This window comes from Parasphingopyxis algicola (genome assembly GCF_013378075.1).
Classification (GTDB): Bacteria; Pseudomonadota; Alphaproteobacteria; order Sphingomonadales; family Sphingomonadaceae; genus Parasphingopyxis; species Parasphingopyxis algicola.
Map to the genome: position 1 here is coordinate 755254 of NZ_CP051131.1, position 19960 is coordinate 775213.

The 19960-nt window shown below is 64.0% G+C and carries 17 protein-coding genes and 1 pseudogene; 12 read left to right on the top strand and 6 right to left on the bottom strand.

From position 1 onward, the window contains the following. Positions 1-163 precede the first annotated feature (163 nt). The 3 genes from HFP57_RS03735 to HFP57_RS03745 all read left to right on the top strand — a co-directional run bounded on the left by HFP57_RS03735 (position 164) and on the right by HFP57_RS03745 (position 2679). Positions 164-823 (top strand): DUF6975 family protein, encoded by a 660-nt coding sequence (locus HFP57_RS03735; RefSeq protein WP_246263327.1) that lies wholly within the window; start codon positions 164-166, stop codon positions 821-823. A 143-nt stretch (positions 824-966) separates the two neighbouring features. Continuing rightward, entirely contained in the window at positions 967-1809 is an 843-nt protein-coding gene (locus HFP57_RS03740; protein WP_176868542.1) for an AAA family ATPase, read from the top strand. 15 nt (positions 1810-1824) lie between these two features. Beyond that, a complete protein-coding gene (locus HFP57_RS03745) occupies positions 1825-2679 on the top strand; it encodes a DUF817 domain-containing protein (RefSeq protein WP_176868543.1) in 855 nt (284 codons plus the stop codon). Here HFP57_RS03745 and HFP57_RS03750 read toward each other — a convergent pair. Beyond that, on the bottom strand, positions 2676-3413 hold the full coding sequence (locus tag HFP57_RS03750) for an SDR family NAD(P)-dependent oxidoreductase (RefSeq protein ID WP_246263329.1): 738 nt from the start codon (positions 3411-3413) through the stop codon (positions 2676-2678). The two genes, HFP57_RS03745 and HFP57_RS03750, sit on opposite strands and share 4 nt — an antisense overlap. Before the next feature lie 153 nt (positions 3414-3566). Here HFP57_RS03750 and HFP57_RS03755 point away from each other — a divergent pair, with 153 nt between their 5' ends. From HFP57_RS03755 to HFP57_RS17960, 4 genes and pseudogenes are all read left to right on the top strand, one after another. Further along, complete coding sequence (locus HFP57_RS03755) at positions 3567-4751, top strand: vWA domain-containing protein (protein ID WP_176868545.1); 1185 nt, start codon at positions 3567-3569, stop codon at positions 4749-4751. Beyond that, positions 4751-5152, top strand: a complete 402-nt coding sequence (locus tag HFP57_RS03760) for a hypothetical protein (RefSeq protein ID WP_176868546.1) — start codon at positions 4751-4753, stop codon at positions 5150-5152. Before HFP57_RS03755 ends, HFP57_RS03760 begins: the two co-directional genes overlap by 1 nt. Before the next feature lie 136 nt (positions 5153-5288). Then, positions 5289-5573 (top strand): annotated as a pseudogene (locus tag HFP57_RS18245) (class I SAM-dependent methyltransferase); the annotation flags it as partial. Between the two features lie 14 nt (positions 5574-5587). Further along, complete coding sequence (locus tag HFP57_RS17960; protein WP_246263331.1) at positions 5588-6007, top strand: hypothetical protein; 420 nt, start codon at positions 5588-5590, stop codon at positions 6005-6007. Positions 6008-6015: 8 nt separating this feature from the next. Here HFP57_RS17960 and HFP57_RS03770 read toward each other — a convergent pair whose 3' ends face one another. After that, the gene (locus HFP57_RS03770) at positions 6016-7221 is read right to left on the bottom strand and encodes an exo-beta-N-acetylmuramidase NamZ family protein (RefSeq protein WP_176868547.1); all 1206 of its coding nucleotides are present in this window, start codon (positions 7219-7221) and stop codon (positions 6016-6018) included. After that, entirely contained in the window at positions 7218-7766 is a 549-nt protein-coding gene (locus HFP57_RS03775) for a DOMON domain-containing protein (protein WP_176868548.1), read from the bottom strand. Before HFP57_RS03775 ends, HFP57_RS03770 begins: the two co-directional genes overlap by 4 nt. A gap of 138 nt (positions 7767-7904) precedes the next feature. Here HFP57_RS03775 and tyrS point away from each other — a divergent pair, with 138 nt between their 5' ends. Then, positions 7905-9134: a tyrosine--tRNA ligase gene (gene tyrS / locus HFP57_RS03780; protein ID WP_176868549.1), complete on the top strand. Its 1230-nt coding sequence runs from the start codon at positions 7905-7907 to the stop codon at positions 9132-9134. Here the strand turns inward: tyrS and HFP57_RS03785 are convergent. Further along, entirely contained in the window at positions 9131-10525 is a 1395-nt protein-coding gene (locus HFP57_RS03785) for an MATE family efflux transporter (protein ID WP_176868550.1), read from the bottom strand. The genes tyrS and HFP57_RS03785 overlap by 4 nt on opposite strands. Before the next feature lie 136 nt (positions 10526-10661). Here HFP57_RS03785 and HFP57_RS03790 point away from each other — a divergent pair, with 136 nt between their 5' ends. Continuing rightward, positions 10662-11006: a PilZ domain-containing protein gene (locus tag HFP57_RS03790; protein ID WP_176868551.1), complete on the top strand. Its 345-nt coding sequence runs from the start codon at positions 10662-10664 to the stop codon at positions 11004-11006. 12 nt (positions 11007-11018) lie between these two features. On the opposite strand, the gene recG is transcribed toward HFP57_RS03790, so the two are convergent. Further along, on the bottom strand, positions 11019-13079 hold the full coding sequence (recG, locus tag HFP57_RS03795) for an ATP-dependent DNA helicase RecG (RefSeq protein WP_176868552.1): 2061 nt from the start codon (positions 13077-13079) through the stop codon (positions 11019-11021). A gap of 72 nt (positions 13080-13151) precedes the next feature. Here recG and HFP57_RS03800 point away from each other — a divergent pair, with 72 nt between their 5' ends. The 3 genes from HFP57_RS03800 to HFP57_RS03810 all read left to right on the top strand — a co-directional run bounded on the left by HFP57_RS03800 (position 13152) and on the right by HFP57_RS03810 (position 17946). Continuing rightward, positions 13152-13418, top strand: a complete 267-nt coding sequence (locus HFP57_RS03800; RefSeq protein WP_176868553.1) for an FAD assembly factor SdhE — start codon at positions 13152-13154, stop codon at positions 13416-13418. After that, the gene (gene mfd / locus HFP57_RS03805; protein ID WP_176868554.1) at positions 13415-16873 is read left to right on the top strand and encodes a transcription-repair coupling factor; all 3459 of its coding nucleotides are present in this window, start codon (positions 13415-13417) and stop codon (positions 16871-16873) included. Before HFP57_RS03800 ends, mfd begins: the two co-directional genes overlap by 4 nt. Positions 16874-16968: 95 nt before the next feature. Further along, entirely contained in the window at positions 16969-17946 is a 978-nt protein-coding gene (locus HFP57_RS03810; RefSeq protein ID WP_176868555.1) for a retroviral-like aspartic protease family protein, read from the top strand. Positions 17947-17965: 19 nt separating this feature from the next. On the opposite strand, the gene HFP57_RS03815 is transcribed toward HFP57_RS03810, so the two are convergent. Beyond that, on the bottom strand, positions 17966-19954 hold the full coding sequence (locus HFP57_RS03815) for a putative bifunctional diguanylate cyclase/phosphodiesterase (protein ID WP_246263333.1): 1989 nt from the start codon (positions 19952-19954) through the stop codon (positions 17966-17968). Between the last annotated feature and the right edge of the window lie 6 nt (positions 19955-19960).

A 19960-nucleotide genomic window follows, 5' to 3' on the forward strand; every position in this document is an offset into this window, starting at 1 on the left:
TTTCCCGTCGCGGGACGGTCGCCCACCCCTTCTTAACTTCCGTCAATTCTCCCCTAATGCGATTTAAACCCTGTCTTTACGGGCTCGCTTTAAGAGGAGGGTTTGCGCGGCGCGACGGCGCCGTCAGTTGCAGTTCGAAGGGAAGCTCAAGATGATGCACGGCGTGGCGAAAACCGCTGAACAGAACAGTCTCGGCGCGACGCTTTCCGGCATGATCGAAACCGACGGTTCGGCAGGCCGCCGCTATGTCACTGGTGCCGAACTCAACAACGGCCGGGAAGCCGCCCGCAATCTGGCCGACGCTGTCCATTATCTCAGCATCCTGCATGGCCAGCATCCCGGTGTCGTCGAACTCGCCGCGATGAAGACCGCGCTGCCCGAAGCGCGCGCCTGGCTGGATCAGGCCGAACAGGGTTTTGCCCGCGAACGCCTTTTCCTCTCGCAACTCGTCGTCGCGGCCGGGCCGCTTCCCAGCACGCCCGGTCATGACAAGAGCGAAGCCGCGGTGCTCAGCCAGCGCCACGCGATCGAGACACTGGCCCGGTCCGAACGCACGGGCTGCGCGCTCGGCGCGGCGATCGCGCTGGTGCTGGACTGGCAGGCCATTCGCGCCGTGCTGATCGCGGCGGCCGAAAAGCTCGAGGTCGAGGCGCCCCGCTCCGCCCTGCCCGTCGACAGCGACACGCTGGAGCTCGCCGACGCGATCGGCGCCGATCCCGCGATCCAGCGCGCCATGGCCTTCGGAGCCGAGCAGATACTCGCCCAGCATCGCGGCCTGTGGAACCTGCTCGAAGCCCGCGAAGCCGCCCGCGATATCTGGTAGGAAGCGGCGTCCACGCGCGCCAATTTGAAAAGCTGACACTTCCGACGGTTGCAACGCGCAACCCTTCCGCCTATCGATGATCGCTTGACGTTAACGGAAAGGTCCCTCGCCGGGCCTGATGCAAGCCCAAGGAAGGACCGCGCGTGCGTTTTGACGGAACCAAGGACTATGTCGCCACCGATGATCTGAAGGTGGCGGTCAACGCAGCCGTGACCCTGCGCCGCCCGCTGCTCGTCAAGGGCGAACCGGGCACCGGCAAGACGGTGCTCGCGCACGAGATCGCCAAGGCGATCGACGCGCCGCTGATCGAGTGGAACATCAAGTCGACGACCAAGGCGCAGCAGGGCCTCTATGAGTATGACGCTGTGGCGCGGCTGCGCGACGGCCAGCTCGGCGACGAGCGCGTCCACGACATCGGCAACTATATCAAGCGCGGCAAGCTGTGGGAGGCGTTCACCAGCGAGGAACTGCCCGTCCTGCTGATCGACGAAATCGACAAGGCCGATATCGAGTTCCCGAACGACCTCCTCCAGGAGCTCGATCGGATGGAGTTCTACGTTTACGAGACGAAGGAAGAGATCGTCGCGAAAGAGCGGCCGATCGTCGTCATCACCTCGAACAACGAGAAAGAGCTGCCCGACGCCTTCCTGCGCCGCTGCTTCTTCCACTATATCAAATTCCCCGAGCGCGAGACGATGCAGGAAATCATCGACGTCCATTTCCCGGACATCCAGAAGATGCTCGTCTCCAAGGCGATGGACATCTTCTACGAGGTCCGCGACGTGCCGGGCCTCAAGAAGAAGCCGAGCACGAGCGAACTGCTCGACTGGCTGAAGCTGCTACTCCACGAGGACATGCCGCTCGAGGTGCTGACCTCGCGCGACCCGAAGAAGCTCATCCCGCCGCTCCACGGCGCGCTGCTGAAGAACGAGCAGGATGTGATGCTGTTCGAACGGCTCGCCTTTATGAGCCGGCGCGAAGGTTAGAGAGGTTTTCCGCAGATGGCGCCCGCCGGTAAAGGCGCCACCCGCTTCGCTCACATCCGCGCGCGCCTCGAGACGCTTGATTTCGAACGCCACTGGCAACGCCGGCTCTACGAATTCCTGCTATTCGGTTTCAAACAGGCCTGGGCCTGCCTGTTCGGCGGACTGATGCTGGCGCTGCTGCTCGGCACCTTCCTCTTCTATCCCGACAACGCCCCACTCACCCGCTATGATTTCCTGACCCTGGCCGCGCTTGCGATCCAGGTCGCGATGCTCGCCTTCCGGCTCGAAACGCTGGACGAGGCCAAGGTCATCCTGATCTTCCACATCGTCGGCACGGTGATGGAGCTTTTCAAGACGGCAAACGGCTCCTGGCTCTATCCCGAAGCGAGCGTGTTGCGAATCGGTGAAGTCCCGCTCTTTTCCGGTTTCATGTACGCCGCGGTCGGCAGCTATATCGCGCGGATCTGGCGGATATTCGACTTCCGCTTCAGCCGCTATCCGCCGGTCTGGACGACCTATGCGCTGGCCGCCGCCATTTACGTCAACTTTTTCGCGCATCACTGGCTGCCCGATATTCGCTACCTGCTGTTCGCGCTCACCGCCCTGCTCTTCTGGCGCTGCCGGATCTGGTTCCGACCCTGGCGGCGACCGCGCTGGATGCCGCTGCTCCTCGGCTGGCTGCTCGTCGCGCTCTTCATCTGGTTCGCCGAAAATATAGGCACCTTCGCCCGCGCCTGGACCTATCCGGGACAGGAGGATGGCTGGGAGATGGTCTCGCTCGCCAAGCTCGGCAGCTGGTACCTTCTGATGATCATTTCTTTCGTGCTGGTCGCGATCGTCAACCGGCCGCGCGCGCCGGACGAGCCTTAGTGCAGCACCAGCCCGCCATCGATCACGATCGACTGGCCGGTCACATAGCTCGCCGCATCCGAGGCCAGGAACAGGATCACCGACGCCACTTCCGACGGTTCGGCGAAACGGCGCATCGGGACGGTGCGCAGCAGCTTCTTCTTGAGGTCTTCATTCTGGTCGACGCCCGCCGTCATCCGCGTCCGGATAAAGCCCGGCGCGACCATGTTGGAGCGCACGCCCTGCTCGGCCCAGGCATCGCCCTGGGCGCGGGTCAGTCCGAGCAGCGCCGTCTTGCTCGTCGTATAGGCCGGGGCCTTCGGATAGCTGAGGAACGACGCGCAGGATCCGACATTGACGACCGCGCCGCCCTCCCCCGCCCTGAGCAGCGGCAGCAGCCGTTCCGACAAATCGTGCACGGCGATCAGATTGACCTCCAATCCGCGCCGAAACGCGTCCATCTCGAACTCGTTCGACCCGCCAGACTGGCCGGCATTGTTGACGAGGACGTCGAGCGCCTCGATCCCCTCGCACAGCGCCGCGCGCTGGTCCGGATCGCTCATCTCGCAACGGACATAGGCGAAAGCGGACAGATCGTCCGCATAGTCGGACGGATCGGCCCGCGTGCCGGTAATCGTCACATCCGCGCCCGCATCGGCAAACGCCCGTGCCGTCGCCAGCCCGATTCCCTGGCTGCCGCCCGTCACCAGCATCGATTTTCCCGAGAAACCGCCCATGACCCCTGCCCCTTTCATGTCCCGATTGTACTTTCCTACTCTCGCCCAATCTGTCATGCTTTACGAGCGCGTCAACCTGAACCTGTGGCAATGAAAGGGCTCGTGCGCGCGGAGGCGGGACTTCTTGTGACAACCCGCTCAATAGACGAATTATATCAATAGGTTAGAAAAATGTTCTTTTCCTTTGTCGACGAACTCCGGACCGCCGGCATCCCGGCCAGCCTGAAGGAGCATCTGACCCTGCTCGATGCGCTCGACAAGGATGTGATCGAGCGGACGCCCAACGAATTCTACTATCTCGCCCGGGCGACCTTCGTGAAGGACGAGGGCCTGCTCGACCGGTTCGACCAAGTGTTTGCGAAGGTCTTCAAGGGCATCGAAACGACCTATGGCGAAGACGCCGTCGAACTTCCCGAAGACTGGCTTCGCGCGGTGGCCGAGAAATATCTTTCCGAAGAGGAAATGGCCGAGATCGAGAAGCTCGGTTCCTGGGAAGAGATTATGGAGACGCTCAAGGAGCGGCTCGAGGAACAGCAGAAGCGCCATGAGGGCGGCAACAAATGGATCGGTACTGGCGGCACCTCGCCCTACGGAAACAGCGGCTACAATCCCGAAGGCGTGCGGATCGGCGGCAAAGGCAAGCATGGCAAGGCCGTGAAAGTCTGGGAAAAGCGCGAGTTCCAGAATCTCGATTCGACCAAGGAACTCGGCACCCGCAACATCAAGGTCGCGCTGCGGCGCCTCCGCAAGTTCGCGCGCGACGGCGCGCAGGACGAGCTCGACATCAAGTCGACGATCGACGGCACCGCGCGCAAGGGCTGGCTCGACATCCATATGCGCGCCGAACGCCGTAACGCGATCAAGGTGTTGCTCTTCCTCGATGTCGGCGGCTCGATGGATCCGCATATCAAGCTGTGCGAGGAGCTGTTCAGCGCGGCGACCACCGAATTCAAGAATCTCGAATTCTTCTATTTCCACAACTGCCCCTATGAAGGGCTGTGGAAGGACAATCACCGCCGCTTTTCCGAGCGGACGCCGACCTGGGATGTGCTTCACAAATTCGGTCATGACTATAAGCTGGTGTTCGTCGGCGATGCTTCGATGAGCCCCTATGAGATTACCCATCCGGGCGGTTCGGTCGAGCATTTCAACGAGGAGGCCGGCGCCACCTGGATGCACCGGCTGACCAACACCTATCCGGCCGCGGCCTGGCTCAACCCGGTCCCCGAAGCGCAATGGGGCTATTCGCAGAGCACGAAGGTCATCCGCGAACTCATGAACGATCGCATGTACCCGCTGACCCTGGACGGCCTCGACGACGCGATGCGGGAGCTGACGCGCAAGCACGGGAATTGATGCTGCGATCGCTCGCAAAGGGTGCGGTCGTGTCGGCCGGCGCGGCGGTCGCCGGCCTTATCGCCGGCAACGCCCTTTTCCCGCCCGAACCGTCGCGATCGGCGATCGACGCCCTCCCCTTTACGCTGATCGGGGCGTTCCTGATCCTCTGGCCATCTCATGCGCTGCTCCGGAAGAGGATCGGCGCACGTATCGTCCGATATGCGGTGCTGGCGGTTGCCGGATTCGTGGCGGGTGGCGCATTACTGGGGCTGACGCTCGCATTCGCAGGAGTATCGCATCCCAAAACGCTCGATCTAGCATTGATCGGCGCGAGCTATGGGGGCCTTACGGCGCTGTTCTGGGCATTGTTCGATTGGGCTATAATGCGCGCGTCGGCATCGATGAGACGGTCGAGGTAGAGGGATTTCGAGTCGCGCCCGAAACCGGGAGGTCGAAATGGATGATGAAACCAAATAGGCGAAGGAAAAGGCCAGAGCCACCTATGACGCGGCGGCCGACCGGTTCGAAGAACCGCCGCTCGGCTTCTGGTCGCGCATAGGATCGCGAACGGTAGAGCGCCTCCAACTGGCCGATGGAGCAGAGATGCTCGACATCGGCTGCGGCGCTGGCGCCTCTGCGCTGCCCGCAGCGCGGGCCGTGGGCCAAGATGGCAGGGTCGTCGGCATCGATCTGTCCGGCGAGCTGTTGGAGATAGCCCGCCGCAGAGCTGCCGCCGATGGTTTGGAGAACACCGAATTCCGCGTTGGCGATATGACGGCGCTCGATTACGCCGACGGACGCTTCGACACGGTGATCAGCGTCTTCTCGATCTTCTTCGTGCCGGACATGGAAGCGTGGTCGCCGAGCTGTGGCGGATGGTGCGGCCCGGCGGCCGGCTTGCGATTACGACATGGGGACCGGATATCTTCGAGCCCGTATACAGCCGCTGGCTCGATGCGCTCAAGCGCGAGCGGCCCGATCTGCACAGTGCGTTCAACCCATGGGACCGGATCACCGACGTGGAATCGGTGCGACAATTGCTGCTGGACGGCGGCACTACCGAGCCCGAAGTCGTAGCAGAGAACAGCGTGCAGCCGCTGCGCTCACCGGAAGACTGGTGGACGATCGCGCTCGGCTCCGGCTTGCGCTGGTCGATCGACGCGATGGACGTGGCGACCCGGGATCGGGTGAAGACGGATAATCTAGACTGGATCGCCGAGAACCGGGTAACCGAAGTGGCGACCAATGCGATTTACGCCGTGGCGCTCAAATAGCGGCAGATTCAATAGCGCAACACTGGCGCGCGGACTTTCTGCCAGGCCAGCTCGTCGGGCTGGGTCAGCGCGTCCAGATCGCCGGGCTCCGCCGCTCCGTCATCGACCCATTCGCGCAGCAGCGGGCTGCCGTTGATCACGTCGATGGCGAGGACGTCGTCGGTATATTCATATTTGAAATCCGTGCTGCGCCAGATCGCATAGTCCGGATAGAGACGCCGGATCGCCTTGAAGGCGAGCGCCTGGAGCCGCCACGGCTTGAACGCCTGATGATCGTAGAAATCGCCCTCGGGATGGATCTGCACGCCATGGCACAGCGTCCCGGCATGTTTGTGGAAGGTCGGCTCGAACCAGATTTCGCGCAACTTGCAACCCGTAAGCCAGTCGGGCGCGAGCCGCTCCATCTCGGCCAGTATGGATCGGGCATCGATATCGGGCGCGCCGAACAGTTCGAGCGGCCGCGTCGTCCCCCTGCCCTCGCTCAGTGTCGTTCCTTCGAGCATCACCGTGCCCGCATAGGCGCGCGCCATCCAAAGATTGGCAGCGTTGGGGCTGGGATTGATCCAGAGCCGATCGCCGAGCGGCCAGCCGAAGCCCGGCGCCGCATCCGGCTGCCAGCCGTCCATCTCGATCACGCGGCAATCGACATCGATACCGAGATGATCGACGAACCAGCGCCCCATCTCGCCCAGAGTCAGTCCGTGCCGCATCGGCATCGGCCCCGCCCCCACGAAACTTTCCCAGCCCTCGCGCAGGGTCAGGCCCTCGACGGGGCGCCCCGCCGGATTCGGCCTGTCGAGCACCCAGACGGACTTGCCATGCTCCGCCGCCGCTTCGAGCATGTACCGCAGCGTCGTAACGAAGGTGTAGATCCGGCACCCCAGATCCTGGAGGTCGATCAGCACCGTGTCGAACGTTCCCATCGATTGCCCGGTCGGGCGGCGCACTTCGCCATAGAGGCTGAATAGCGGGATGCCGTATACCGGGTCGGTCTCGTCCTCGGTCTCGACCATATTGTCCTGCTTGTCGCCCTTGATCCCGTGTTGCGGGCCAAAGGCGGCGGTCACGTTTATACCGGCGGCAATCAACGCATCGAGACTGTGCGACAGGTCAGCGGTCACAGACGCCGGATGCGCGAGCAGCGCCACGCGCTGCCCCTCCAGCGGCTTGCGGAGTTCCCGGTCCTTGAGGAGGCGATCGATACCGAACTTCATGCAGCCTCCGGTGGCGTCAATCGCGCGGCAAAGCAATCCTCATGGTGGAATTCCGGGTCGCCCTCAGGATGCCGATAGCCCCAATAAGTCTTGTTCTCGTCGGCATCGACAATGATCGCCGAAATTGCCGCTGGCATTGTTGGATAAATGCGATCGGCCGGGAGCACGACATCGACTTCGAGTGCGAAGTAGCTGTCGCCTGCGTCGAGCGGCGCGATCGCCGGATCGGACGGCACCTCGAGATCATGCGCGCCGTCGCGGAAGTCGCAAAAGCCATATGCCGCCCATCGACCGGATGGAGAAAAGTTGAACTCGCAATACGGTGCTGCGCAGGGCTCTTTCAGGAACAGCTCGAAGCAGGTGGTTTTCCAGAGGTCGTCCATGCGCTCCGGCTTGGCCGGGTCTGGAATAAAGAGCCGATCGACCGGGCAATCGACGAAATAGCGCAGCCAGAGCGTGTCGCGCGATTTCCATTCATGCGCCACTTCAATGCCCCGGATAAGTTTGCTCGGGGTATCGGGATGTCGTTGCAGGCTAAAGGTCATGGCACTCCGCTTGTCCTGAGCTTGCCGGAGGACTGTTCTTATTTTTGAGCGTTAGAAGAAGGGACAGGGCTTCGACAAGCTCAGCCCATACGGTTTTGGTAGAAGCTGCCCCATCCCCATGCTAACGGCCCGTCCAACATGACCGAATACCGATCAGATCTGCTGCGCCTACTCGAAGCGCGCGACTATATCCACCAGCTCACCGATGCCGAGGGGCTGGACACGCTCGCCGCCAAGCAGGTCGTGCCCGGTTACATCGGGTTCGACGCGACGGCGGACTCGCTGCATGTCGGCAGCCTCGTCCAGATCATGATGCTCCGCCGGCTGCAACAGGCCGGGCACAAGCCGATCGTCATCATGGGCGGCGGCACCACCAAGATCGGCGATCCGTCGGGCAAGGATGAAAGCCGCAAGCTGCTGACGGCCGCCGATATCGATGCCAATATCGCATCCATTCGCCGGATTTTCGAGCGGTTCCTGACATTCGGCGACGGCCCCACCGACGCGGTCATGATCGACAATTCCGAATGGCTCGACGATCTCGAATATATCCCCTTCCTGCGCGAGGTCGGTCCGCATTTCACGATCAATCGGATGCTCACTTTCGACAGCGTCAAGCTCCGTCTCGAGCGCGAACAGCCGCTGACCTTCCTCGAATTCAATTACATGATCCTTCAGGCCTACGACTTCCTCGAGCTGTCCCGCCGCGAAAACTGCCTGTTGCAGCTCGGCGGATCGGACCAGTGGGGCAATATCGTCAACGGCATCGAACTGGCGCGGCGGATTGACGGCACGCAGCTTTACGGCGTCACGACGCCGTTGATCACGACGGCGGATGGCGGCAAGATGGGCAAGACGGCGAGCGGCGCGGTCTGGCTCAATCCGGATGCGCTGAGCCCCTACGATTACTGGCAATTCTGGCGCAACACGCAGGATGCCGATGTCGAACGCTTCCTCAAGCTGTTCACCGACATGCCACTCGAGCGGATTGCCGAACTGGCGGCGCTGGAGGGCGCGGAGCTCAATGAGTCCAAGAAGATACTGGCCGACGAAGCGACAGCCATGGCCCATGGCGCGGACGCCGCCAAGGACGCGGCCGAAACCGCGCAGAAAACCTTCGAGCAGGGCGCGGTTGGCGAAGATTTGCCGGCGCTGGCCGTCGACAGCGGCACGATCGGCCTGCTCGATGCGATGGTCGAACTCGGCCTCGTGGCGTCAAAGGGCGAAGCCAAGCGGCTGGTGCGCGGCGGCGGGGCGCGGATCGATGGCGAGAAGGCCGCGGACGAGGCGGCCGTTGTAACGGTAGGCGAAGCGCCCGTCCGCATCTCGGCCGGCAAGAAAAAACACGGCGTGCTGACGCGCGCCTAGGCGGCCGATCGCTCGCGTTCGATCATCCGGTCGAGCCAGCGGAAGGTGAGCCAAAGTATCGCGAAACCCGCCAGCACATTGGCGATTGCTATCCCCGCATAGACGCCGGTCGTGTCGAAAAGGGCCGTCGCCGCGAACGCCAGCGGAACATAGAAGATCAGCGATCTGACGAGATAGATGGCAAGGCCCAGCATCGGCCTGCCCAACGCGTTGAACGCGCCGGCTGCGACGATCGTCACGCCGTAACCTGCGAAAGTTATCGGCACGATCCACAGATACTGGCTCGCCTCCTCGCTCACCACGGCCGAATCGCTGAACCGGCTCGCCAGCCAGTCCGCGCCGAACCAGAACCCGATCGCGACGACCACGCTCCAACCCAGGCAGACCAGAAAGGCGAAGCGGATGGCCTCGCGGATACGGTCATAGCGTTCCGCGCCCCAATTCTGTCCGGCCACCGGTCCGATCGAGCCGGACAGCGCCAGCATCGGGATCACGGCGAAACCTTCGAGACGCCCCGCGACGCCGAACCCGGCGACGACTTGGTCGCCATAGACAGCGATGATGCCGGTTACGACCGCTATCGCGATCGGGTTGACCGCATTACCCAACGCCGCGGCGACGCCGATCCGGGCGATCTCTTTCCAGCTGTCGAACACTTCGCCCCAGCTCGTGCGCTTGAGATTGATCAACCGGTCCCGGAACAGCAGCACCGGGATGATCACCAGCGGCATCACGACGCGCGAGGCGAAAGCGGCCCAGGCGGCGCCTTCGATGCCCATGCCGGCAATGCCGAAACCGCCGAAGATCAGGATGGGATCGAGCGCGATATTGACCGCCGCGCTGGCGATCATCAGCGCGCTCGGCACCAGCGCGTCGCCATTGGCGCGCAGGATGCTGCCGGCGACCTGGGCGAGCATGAGCAGCGGCAGTCCGTAGAACCAGATGCGCATATAGACGGTGATATCTTCGAGAACCCCGCCCTCCGCGCCGATCAGTGTGAAGAGCGGGCGGATCATCGCGATCCCGATCGCCGCGACGAGGATTCCGATGACAAGGGCGAGCACCAGACTGTGCGTCGTCAGACTGACGATCCGACTGCGATCGCGCTTGCCGATCGCGCGCGACAGTACCGACCCGGTTCCGGCGGCCAGCCCGATCGCCAGACTCGTCACCGCAAAGGCGACCGGAAAGGCGTAGCTGATGGCGGCGAGCGGCCGGGTCCCTAGCTGTCCGAGAAAATAGGCATCGACGATCGTGACCGAGAAGAGCGCGACGATCCCGATCGACAATGGGCTCGCCAGACGGACAAGCTGGATGCGCACCGAGCCCTGGGTAAGATCGCGCCTGTCGGCCATCATCAGCGCTTTGGGCAGGCACCGCGGCGCTGACAAGGGCCTTTCGTCGAAATTCTCGGTTTCCGGCGATTAGCGAATGGTAAACGGGAAATTATCCATGTCGCTTTGGCCGGGCTTAAAGAGTTTCCGCCATTAAGATCATGCGTTTCCAGCGGATTTGGGAGAAACCAGAATGAGTGCGCAACCTCTTGCTCAGCATATCTTCGACGTGGAGAAGCGTCGGGCTGCGCGCGATGCGGTTTCCATTCGGGCAGCATTGCACGAGCCCGGCGAAGACAGTCACGAAATCCTCGTCGGCAACCTTTCGCCGTTCGGCTTCATGGCGATCTCGCCCAAGGCCTATCGCGAGGGAACGCTGATTCGCCTCGACCTGCCGCTGATCGGCGAGGTGAACGCCCGCATCGTCTGGTCGCTCAGTGATCGTCTCGGCGCGGAATTCATCCGGCCGTTCGATGCGCGCGGCTATCGCCAACTGCTCGATTCGACTCCGCACAAGGCGAATAACGACGAAAGCTGACGGGGCCCGCCGCTATCCTGATCGCAGGAGCGGCACCGCAGCATCCCGCTTGAACAGATAAAGGGCAATTCGCGCCGCTTCGCCGCGCGCGCTGTCGAGCCCGCCCTCATTTTCGATCAGCAACCGCGCGTCGTCATTGGCCGTTGGCGCGAGTTCGGCCACGAGTTCGGGGGGCGCAATCCGGAATCCGACCTCGCCCGATTGCCGCGTGCCCAGCAATTCGCCTGCGCCGCGCAATCGGAGATCTTCCTCGGCGATCCGGAATCCGTCGTTCGTCTCGCGCAGCAGTTTCAACCGCGCCCGTGCGGTCTCGCTCAACGTATCTCCGCGCAGCAGCAGGCAGATCGACCGGGCATCGCCGCGCCCGACCCGGCCGCGCAGCTGATGCAGCTGGGCCAGCCCGAAGCGATCCGCGCCTTCGACGATCATCAGCGTCGCGTTGGGCACATCGACCCCGACCTCGATAACCGTGGTAGCGACGAGCACGGCGAGCTCGCCGAGTTGGAAACGCTCCATCACCGCATCCTTTTCCGGTCCCTTCATCCGGCCGTGAACCAGCCCGACCCGGTCTTCGCCGAACCGCGCCTGGAGCAGCCGGGCGCGTTCTTCCGCCGCGGCTTGGTCGGACAATTCGCTTTCCTCGACCAGCGGGCACACCCAATAGGCCTGCCCTTCCCCCGCGATATGGCGGCCAAGCCCTTCGACGACCTCGTCGAGCCGGCCGACGGACAGCACGCGCGTTTCGATCGGCTGACGCCCCGGCGGCATCTCGTCGAGCCGCGACACGTCCATCTCGCCATAATGGGTCAGGGTCAGCGTGCGCGGTATCGGGGTCGCCGTCATCACCAGCAGGTGCGGCGGCCGCTCGGCCTTCTGCGCAAGCATCATGCGCTGGGCGACACCGAAACGATGCTGTTCGTCGATGACCGCAAGCCCGAGTTTCCGGTAGCGAACCGCCTCCTGAAAAATGGCGTGCGTGCCGATCAGGATGTCGATCGAGCCGTCGGCCAGCCCCATCAGCGTGGACTCGCGCGTCTTGCCTTTGTCCCGCCCGGTCAGCACGGCGACGTTGACCGGCAAGCCGGAGAGCATGGCCGAAATCGTATCGAAATGCTGGCGGGCGAGGATTTCGGTCGGCGCGAGCAACGCACCCTGTGCGCCCGATTCCACCGCCATCAGCAGTGCATTGACCGCCACGAGTGTCTTGCCCGACCCCACATCGCCCTGCAGCAGCCGCAGCATCGGCTTGTCCTGCCGCACGTCCGCCTCGATCTCGGCGATACTCCGCTTTTGCGCGCCGGTAGGCTCATAGGGCAGTCGCAGCTGATCACGGAGGCGGGAATCGGGTTCCAGCGCCTCGCCCCGGCGGCTGCGCGCGGATTGGCGAACCAGCGCCAGCGCCAGCTGGTTTGCGAAGATTTCGTCATAGGCGAGACGCCGGCGCGCTTTGTCGTCAGCCGGATTGGTGTGGATCCGGCCGATCGCCATCCGCCAGTCGGGCCAGTCCTCCCGGGACTTCAGCCCCGGTTCGATCCACTCCGGCAGCTCCGGCGCGCGCTCGAGCGCCTGTTCGGCCAGTTGGCCGAGCCTTTTGTTGGTGAGCCCTTCGGACAGCGCATAGACCGGCTCGCGCTCCGGAATCTCGTCGATCTCCTCCGGTTTTACGACCGTGTCGGGATGAACGATCTGCAATTCCTGGCCGTACAGTTCCATCCGGCCCGAAATCGCCCGCACCTCGCCCAGCGGCAGCAGTTTCTTCGCCCAGCCCGGATTGTTGAAATAGACGAGCGAAATTACGTTGCCCTGCCCGTCCTGCGCCTGGATCCGCAAGGGGCTGCGCGGCCCGCCGGCCTTGTAGTCGATCGGCGTGACGATCGCGGTTACCATGCGCCCTGCATCCGCCATGTCGAGCGTCTCGACGCGCTTGCGGTCGATCCATCCCGTCGGCAGGTGAAAGAGGACATCGACAATCTGTTCGATCTTGAGCCGCCCCAGCGGCTTGGCCAATCCCTTGCCGACGCCTTTCAGCGCCTCGATTTCGGCAAAGAGCGGATTGAGAATTTCGGGGCGCATGATTAGATGGCTTCTATACCGAAGCCGGCAGGCCGCGCCAGCGCCTGTCGGCCTTTTGCTGTTGGAGCCGAAATGGATCACGCAAACCGCCTCAAACGCCTGAAGTTTCGCGCCTGGCATCGCGGAACCAAGGAAGCCGACCTGCTGATCGGCGGCTTTTTCGATCGCTTTTCGGCCGAATGGACGGAAGACGAGGCCGACTGGTTCGAAGCATTGCTCGAGATCGACGATGTGACGATCATGGCCTGGGCGATCGGCACCGAAACGCCGCCCGCCGGCATCGACGGCGCGATGATGCGGCGGATGCAGGAACTGGATTATATCCCGATCGCCAAATGACTGACATCCAGACGATCCTCGACGCCGATCAGCCGCTGACGCTGGCGAGCGCGCCCACCGGGTTCCTGCCCTCGCTGATGGCCGATCTCGCGCGCGCCGCGGCGTTCAAGGGCTTGCCCGCCGTCTATATCGCGCCCGACGATGCCGCGATGCGTGGCCTCGCCGATGCGGCCGCTTATTTCGCTCCCGAGATCGAGACGATCGCCTTTCCGGCCTGGGACTGCCTGCCCTATGACCGGGCGAGCCCGAGCCTGAGGATATCGGCGGAACGTCTGGCGGCGCTCCACGCATTGCAGCGCGAAACCGCGAAGCCGCGGTTGATCGCGACGACGATCAACGCGGTCACGCAGCAGACGCTGACGCCGTTCCGCGTCCGCCAGCTCGTCGCGCATCTCGCCCCCGGCGAGCGGATCGACCGCGACGAGCTAACCGCCAAGCTCCAGGCCAATGGCTATATCCGCGTCGAAAGCGTTGCCGATGCCGGGGAGTTTGCCGTACGCGGCGGGTTGCTGGATCTTTTCCCGTCCGGCGAAAAGGAAGCGCTGCGGCTCGATTTCTTCGGCGACGAGATCGAGAGCATCCGGCGGTTCGATCCCGCCGACCAACGGACGACCGGGCGCGCCGAAAGCTTCACGCTGCTGCCCGCCTCAGAAGCGCTGCTCGACGAGGAGAATATAAAACGCTTCCGTGGCGGCTATCGCGAACTTTTCGGCGCCACTGCGACCGGCGATCCGCTCTACCAGGCGATCAGCGAGGGCCGCCGCCTTGCAGGCATGGAGCATTGGCTGCCGCTGTTCGAAGACAAACTAGCGACCTTATTCGATCACCTCGATGCGCAAACGGTCTTCGTCCGCGACGCGGGAACGCCGGCGGCCGCCGAGGCGCGGTTCGAGGCGATTGCCGATTATTACCGGAATCGGGAGAATGTGGGCTCGTCCGACCCCGGCAGCTATCGGCCGCTCGCGCCCGAAACGCTGTATCTCTCGAACGAACTATGGGCGGCGCGGATCGCCGAGACTCCCGTCCACCTCACCAGCCCTTTCCGGGAGCCCGAAAGCGAAACGGTGGTCGATCTCGGAGTGGAGAGCGCCCGCGATTTCGCGCCCGAGCGCAAGGCCAATGCCAATATCTACGAAGCGGTCGTCGACCATATCCGCGATTTGCGCGCGCAGGACAGAAAGGTGGTTCTCGCCAGCTATAGCATCGGCGCCCGCGAGCGGCTCGGCGGACTGCTCGAGGAGCATGGCCTGGACGGCGCCGGCATGGCCGATAACTGGCAGAGCGCGCTCGGCGCGGACGTCGCGCTGGCGATCATCCCGCTCGATCACGGCTACACGGCCGAAAATGTCGCCGTCCTTACCGAGCAGGACATGCTCGGCGACCGGCTCCGCCGCCGGACGCGCCGGAAAAAGGATGCCGACGCCTTTTTCAACGAACTGGCGACGCTCTCGCCCGGCGATCTCGTCGTCCATAGCGAGCATGGCATCGGCCGCTATGAAGGCCTGACCTCGATCCCGGTCGGCAATGCGCCGCATGATTGCGTCGCGCTCGAATATGCGGGCGGCGACAAGCTCTACGTCCCGGTTGAAAATCTCGACGTGCTGTCGCGCTACGGCGCGCAGACCGAGGGCGTGACGCTCGACAAGCTCGGCGGCGAAGGCTGGCAGCGGCGCAAGGCGCGGATGAAGGACCGGATCCGCGAGATCGCCGGGGACCTGATCGCGACCGCCGCAGCACGCGCGCTGCGCAAGGCCGATGCCGCCGAACCCGATTCCAGCTATGCGAGCTTCGTCGATCGCTTTCCCTATGCCGAAACCGAGGATCAGGACCGGGCGATCGACCAGGTCATCGCCGATCTCGGCAAGGGTACGCCGATGGACCGGCTGGTCTGCGGCGATGTCGGGTTCGGCAAGACCGAGGTGGCGCTGCGCGCGGCCTATGTCGCCGCGATGGCGGGCATGCAGGTCGCGCTCGTCTGCCCGACCACCCTGCTCGCGCGCCAGCATTTTACCAATTTCCAGGAGCGTTTTTCCGGCTTTCCAATGAAGATCGGGCGGCTCTCGCGCCTCGTGCCCGCGAACGAGGCCAAGGCAACCCGCCAAGGCGTTGCCGACGGCTCGGTCGATATCGTGATCGGCACCCATGCACTGCTCGCCAAGTCGGTCGAATTCAAACGGCTCGGGCTCGTCATCGTCGACGAGGAGCAGCATTTCGGCGTCGTCCACAAGGAACGGCTGAAATCGCTCAAGGCCGACGTCCATGTCCTGACGCTGACCGCGACGCCGATCCCCCGCACGCTCCAGATGGCGATGTCCGGCCTGCGCGAACTCTCGGTCATCCAGACGCCGCCGATCGACCGGCTCGCAGTGCGCACCTATGTCATGCCCTGGGACCCGGTCGTGCTGCGCGAGGCGCTGCTGCGCGAACATTATCGCGGCGGGCAGAGCTTCTTCGTCGTACCGCGCATCTCCGACCTGCCCGAGATCGAGGAGTTCCTGCGCGAGGAAGTGCCCGAAGTCCGCTTCGTCACCGCGCATGGCCAGATGGCGCCGACCATCGTCGAAGAGCGGATGAGCGCCTTTTACGACAAGCGCTATGACGCCCTCCTCTCAACGACGATCGTCGAAAGCGGGCTCGATATCCCCTCGGCCAACACGCTGATCGTCCATCGCGCGAACCAGTTCGGTCTCTCGCAGCTTTACCAGCTGCGCGGACGCGTCGGCCGGTCCAAGGAGCGCGCCTATGCCTATCTGACGACCCCGGCCAACCGGATCGTCACCGAGGCGGCGGAAAAGCGGCTCGGCGTGCTCTCCGATCTCGAATCGCTGGGTGCGGGCTTCCAGCTCGCGAGCCACGATCTCGACCAGCGCGGCGCGGGAAACCTGCTCGGCGACGAACAGTCGGGCCATATCAAGGAAGTCGGGTTCGAACTCTACCAGTCGATGCTCGAGGATGCGATCGTCGCGGCCAAGGCCGGCGATGCCGGGATCGAGATGTCGGACAGCGACTTCTCGCCGCAGATCACGGTCGATGCGCCGATCCTCATCCCCGACGATTACGTCCCCGATCTCGATCTGCGCATGGGTCTCTATCGCCGCATGAACGCGCTCGAAAACCGGCAGGAAGTCGAGGCGTTCGCGGCCGAGCTGATCGACCGGTTCGGCGAGATACCGGCGCCGACGGCGAACCTGCTCAAGATCATCGAAACCAAGTTGAACGCGAAGCAGGCCCAGATCGCGAAGATCGATGTCGGCCCGCGCGGCGCACTGGTCGGTTTCTTCCGGGACAGCTTTCCCAATCCGGCCGGGCTCGTCGACTATGTCGAGCGGCTCAAGGGCACGGCCAAGCTGCGCCCGGACCATAAACTGGTCATCACGCGCAACTGGGGCGATCCGCAGGGCCGGCTAAATGGCGCGCTGCAGCTTTCCAAGGGGCTCGCCAAGGCGGCACGGTAAAACGGGCGCGACACCGCGAAAGGCGCAATAAACCGCCACATTTCGTACTATCCGTACCACCGTGTATACTGGTGTCCGGACAAGGAGAGTATGCGATGAAATTGGCCTTGATCGGTCTTGCCTGCATGGCCGCCGCTACGGCGGGGATCGCGATCGGTTCCACCCCGGAGATGCCGCCTCAGGACTCCGAAACGATCGAATCCGACCGCACGGTCGACAATCGCGTGACGATCCCAGTGAGCGTCGATGGCCGGGGCCCGTTCGACTTCATCGTCGATACCGGCGCCGAGCGCACGGTCATCTCGCGCGAGCTCGCCGATACGCTCGAGCTCCATGCGAGCGACGATGTCTGGCTGACCACGATCCTGAATGTCGAGCAGGTGCCGACCGTCATTATCCCGAGCCTCGGCGCGGGCCGCCGCACGGTCGACGATATCCAGGCGCCGGCTCTGGCGCGCACCGATCTCGGCGCTGCGGGCGTACTCGGTATCGACGCGCTGGAAGACCAGCAGGTGCTGTTCGATTTCGAGCAGGACAGAATGACGTTCAGCCAGGCCCGGATCGAGGAGAGCGACTGGTCAGGAGGCGATGTCATCGTCGTGCGCGCGCGGCAACGGTCCGGCAGGCTCGTTCTGGCGCGCGCCAATGTCGAAGGAACGCGCATCCACGCGATCGTCGATACCGGATCGGCGGTGACGATCGGCAACAATGCTCTTCGGGAGCGGCTGATCCGGCGCGGCCGCATGAACCCGGCCCAGTTTTTCACGATCACGTCGGTGACCGGATCGACCATGGACATCAATTATGCGTTCGTGGACGAACTGCGGATCGGCGGAGTCCGGCTCAACAACGTCCCGATCGCCTTTGCCGATACCGAACTGTTCCGCCAGCTCGATCTGGTCGACCGACCGGCCGTGCTGCTCGGCATGAATGCGCTCCGGGTGTTCGATCGCGTCCTGATCGATTTCGCCAACCGCCGTTTGCGGTTGCAACTGCCGACGGGCGGCCCTCCGGGGAATTCCGACATGCCGATGCTCGCCGAGCTTGTCTCCGAGACCCCGAGCGCCGACTGAGCACGCCGGAGACTGACCGTCAGGCTCGGCGTTCGACGAGCCCGGCCAGGTTCTCCGACGTCACGGGCGGCGCGCACAGAAAGCCCTGATAGAGTTCGCAGCCCTGTTCGGCGAGCAGGGTCAGCTGTTCGTCAGTCTCCACGCCTTCGGCAATGACCGACAGGCCGAGCGAGCGCGCCATTTCGATGACGCCGGTAACGACGATCCGGTCGCGCGCGCTGCCCGCAATGTCCTGGCTCAACCGGCGATCGATCTTCAGATAGTCGAGCGGCAGCGATTTGAGATAGGCGAGGCTCGAATAGCCGGTCCCGAAATCGTCGATCGCCACGCGAAAACCGTCTGCGCGAAGCGCGGCCAGGCGATCGGCGGCGACGCCCAGATCCTCGATCAGCCCGCTCTCGGTCACCTCGGCCGTCAGCCGGCCCCGATCGAAACCCGCCGCATCCACCATCGCCGCAAATCGATCGACGAAATCGGGCTCCGCCATATCGGCGGCCGTGACATTGACGGATAGTCTCAAACCGCCCAGCGCATCGGCCCAGTTCGCGGCTGCCTCCACCGCTTTCTGCTGCACATGCATCGACAATTCGGTCAGATAGTCGGAGCGCTCGGCGGCCGCGAACAGGGCGACGGCGCCCAGCTCGCCATAGGTGGGATGCTGCCAGCGCGCGAGTGCCTCGGCGCCGATGATCGCGCCGGACGTCACCGACACCTGGGGCTGGAACAGTATCTCGATTTCGTCGCGATCGAGCGCGTGCCGGAGATCGATCTCGAGCCGGCTGTCGCGCACGGCCTCGACCTCCTCGTCCTTGCCGAACACGCGGATCGGATGCGAGTCGCCGTCGCGCGCTTCGGCCAGCGCGACGCTGGCCCGCCGCATGACACCAGCAGCGTCCATGTCCGTCTCGACGCTCGTCACGATGCCGCATCGCGCCTTGAGCCGGATGACCTGGTCATCGGTGATGAAAGGCTGCTCGATCACCCCGGCGAGCTGGCGCGCGGCAAATTCCGCCTCGTCGAGCGAAACCGACGGCGCAAGACCGATCGCGAATTCCGCGCCCGCCAGCCTCGCCACCAGCTTGTTGCGCATCGGCATGCCGAACACCAGCCGTTCGATCCGCCGCGCCATCCCCTGCAACACCGCGTCGCCGGTCGCGCTGCCATAAGCCTGATTGATGCGTTCGAAGCGATGAAGCGAAACCAGCAGTAACGCCAGTTTCGGTCCAGCGTCGACATCCGCAGCTAGCTGACGGTCGATCCATTGATGGGCGCTGTGTACATCGCCGACCCCGGTCAGATAATCGCGTTCGCCGAGCGCCTGGCGGTCCGTGTCTTCATCGGGCAGCTCGATCCAGCCATCGATCTGGCCGGTCGCCTCGTCACGGGTCAGGTGATGCACCATCCGATCATCGCCGGCGCCCGGTGCGTCATGTGCGAAAGCGGTCGGCTCATTCGCATCGTCGAATTTGCGGATCGCCCGTTCGGACTCTTCGACTGCGCCGTCGCCAAGCGCCCCCAGAAAGTCGGACCATGGCAGGGAGGCGGCCTTCTCTGGCGGCAAGGCCAGCAGCCGCGCTAGCGCCGGCGCGAGGTTGACCGTCTCGGTTTCGCGATCGAGTTGCCAGTTCAGAGTATCGGTTTCCGCCCGGGTCGGCGTCGTTGCGTGCTGGTAACGCCCCCCTACGCGGACGGTGTAGCGGTCGGCGAAGCGCAGCGCCTGGACCAGTTCCTGCTCCCCGAACGGGCTCGCCAGATAATGCGTCGCACCGGCGGCGAGTACGGAATCGATCCGGGCGACGTCTTTTTTCGACACCAGCGCCAGCAACGCCGCGGCATTCGCTTCGACCGGCTCGGAAAGCGCCGTGATCGCCGCGAGGCCATCTTCGAACGCGCCGCGCGCGTCGACGACGGCGATGCGCGCGCCCGAGAGAATGAATCGCCGTTCCGCCTTTTCGAGCCGCCGCGCCGCGATCGGCGTCCACCCTGCCCGCTCGACGATCGCGGCCAACTCGTT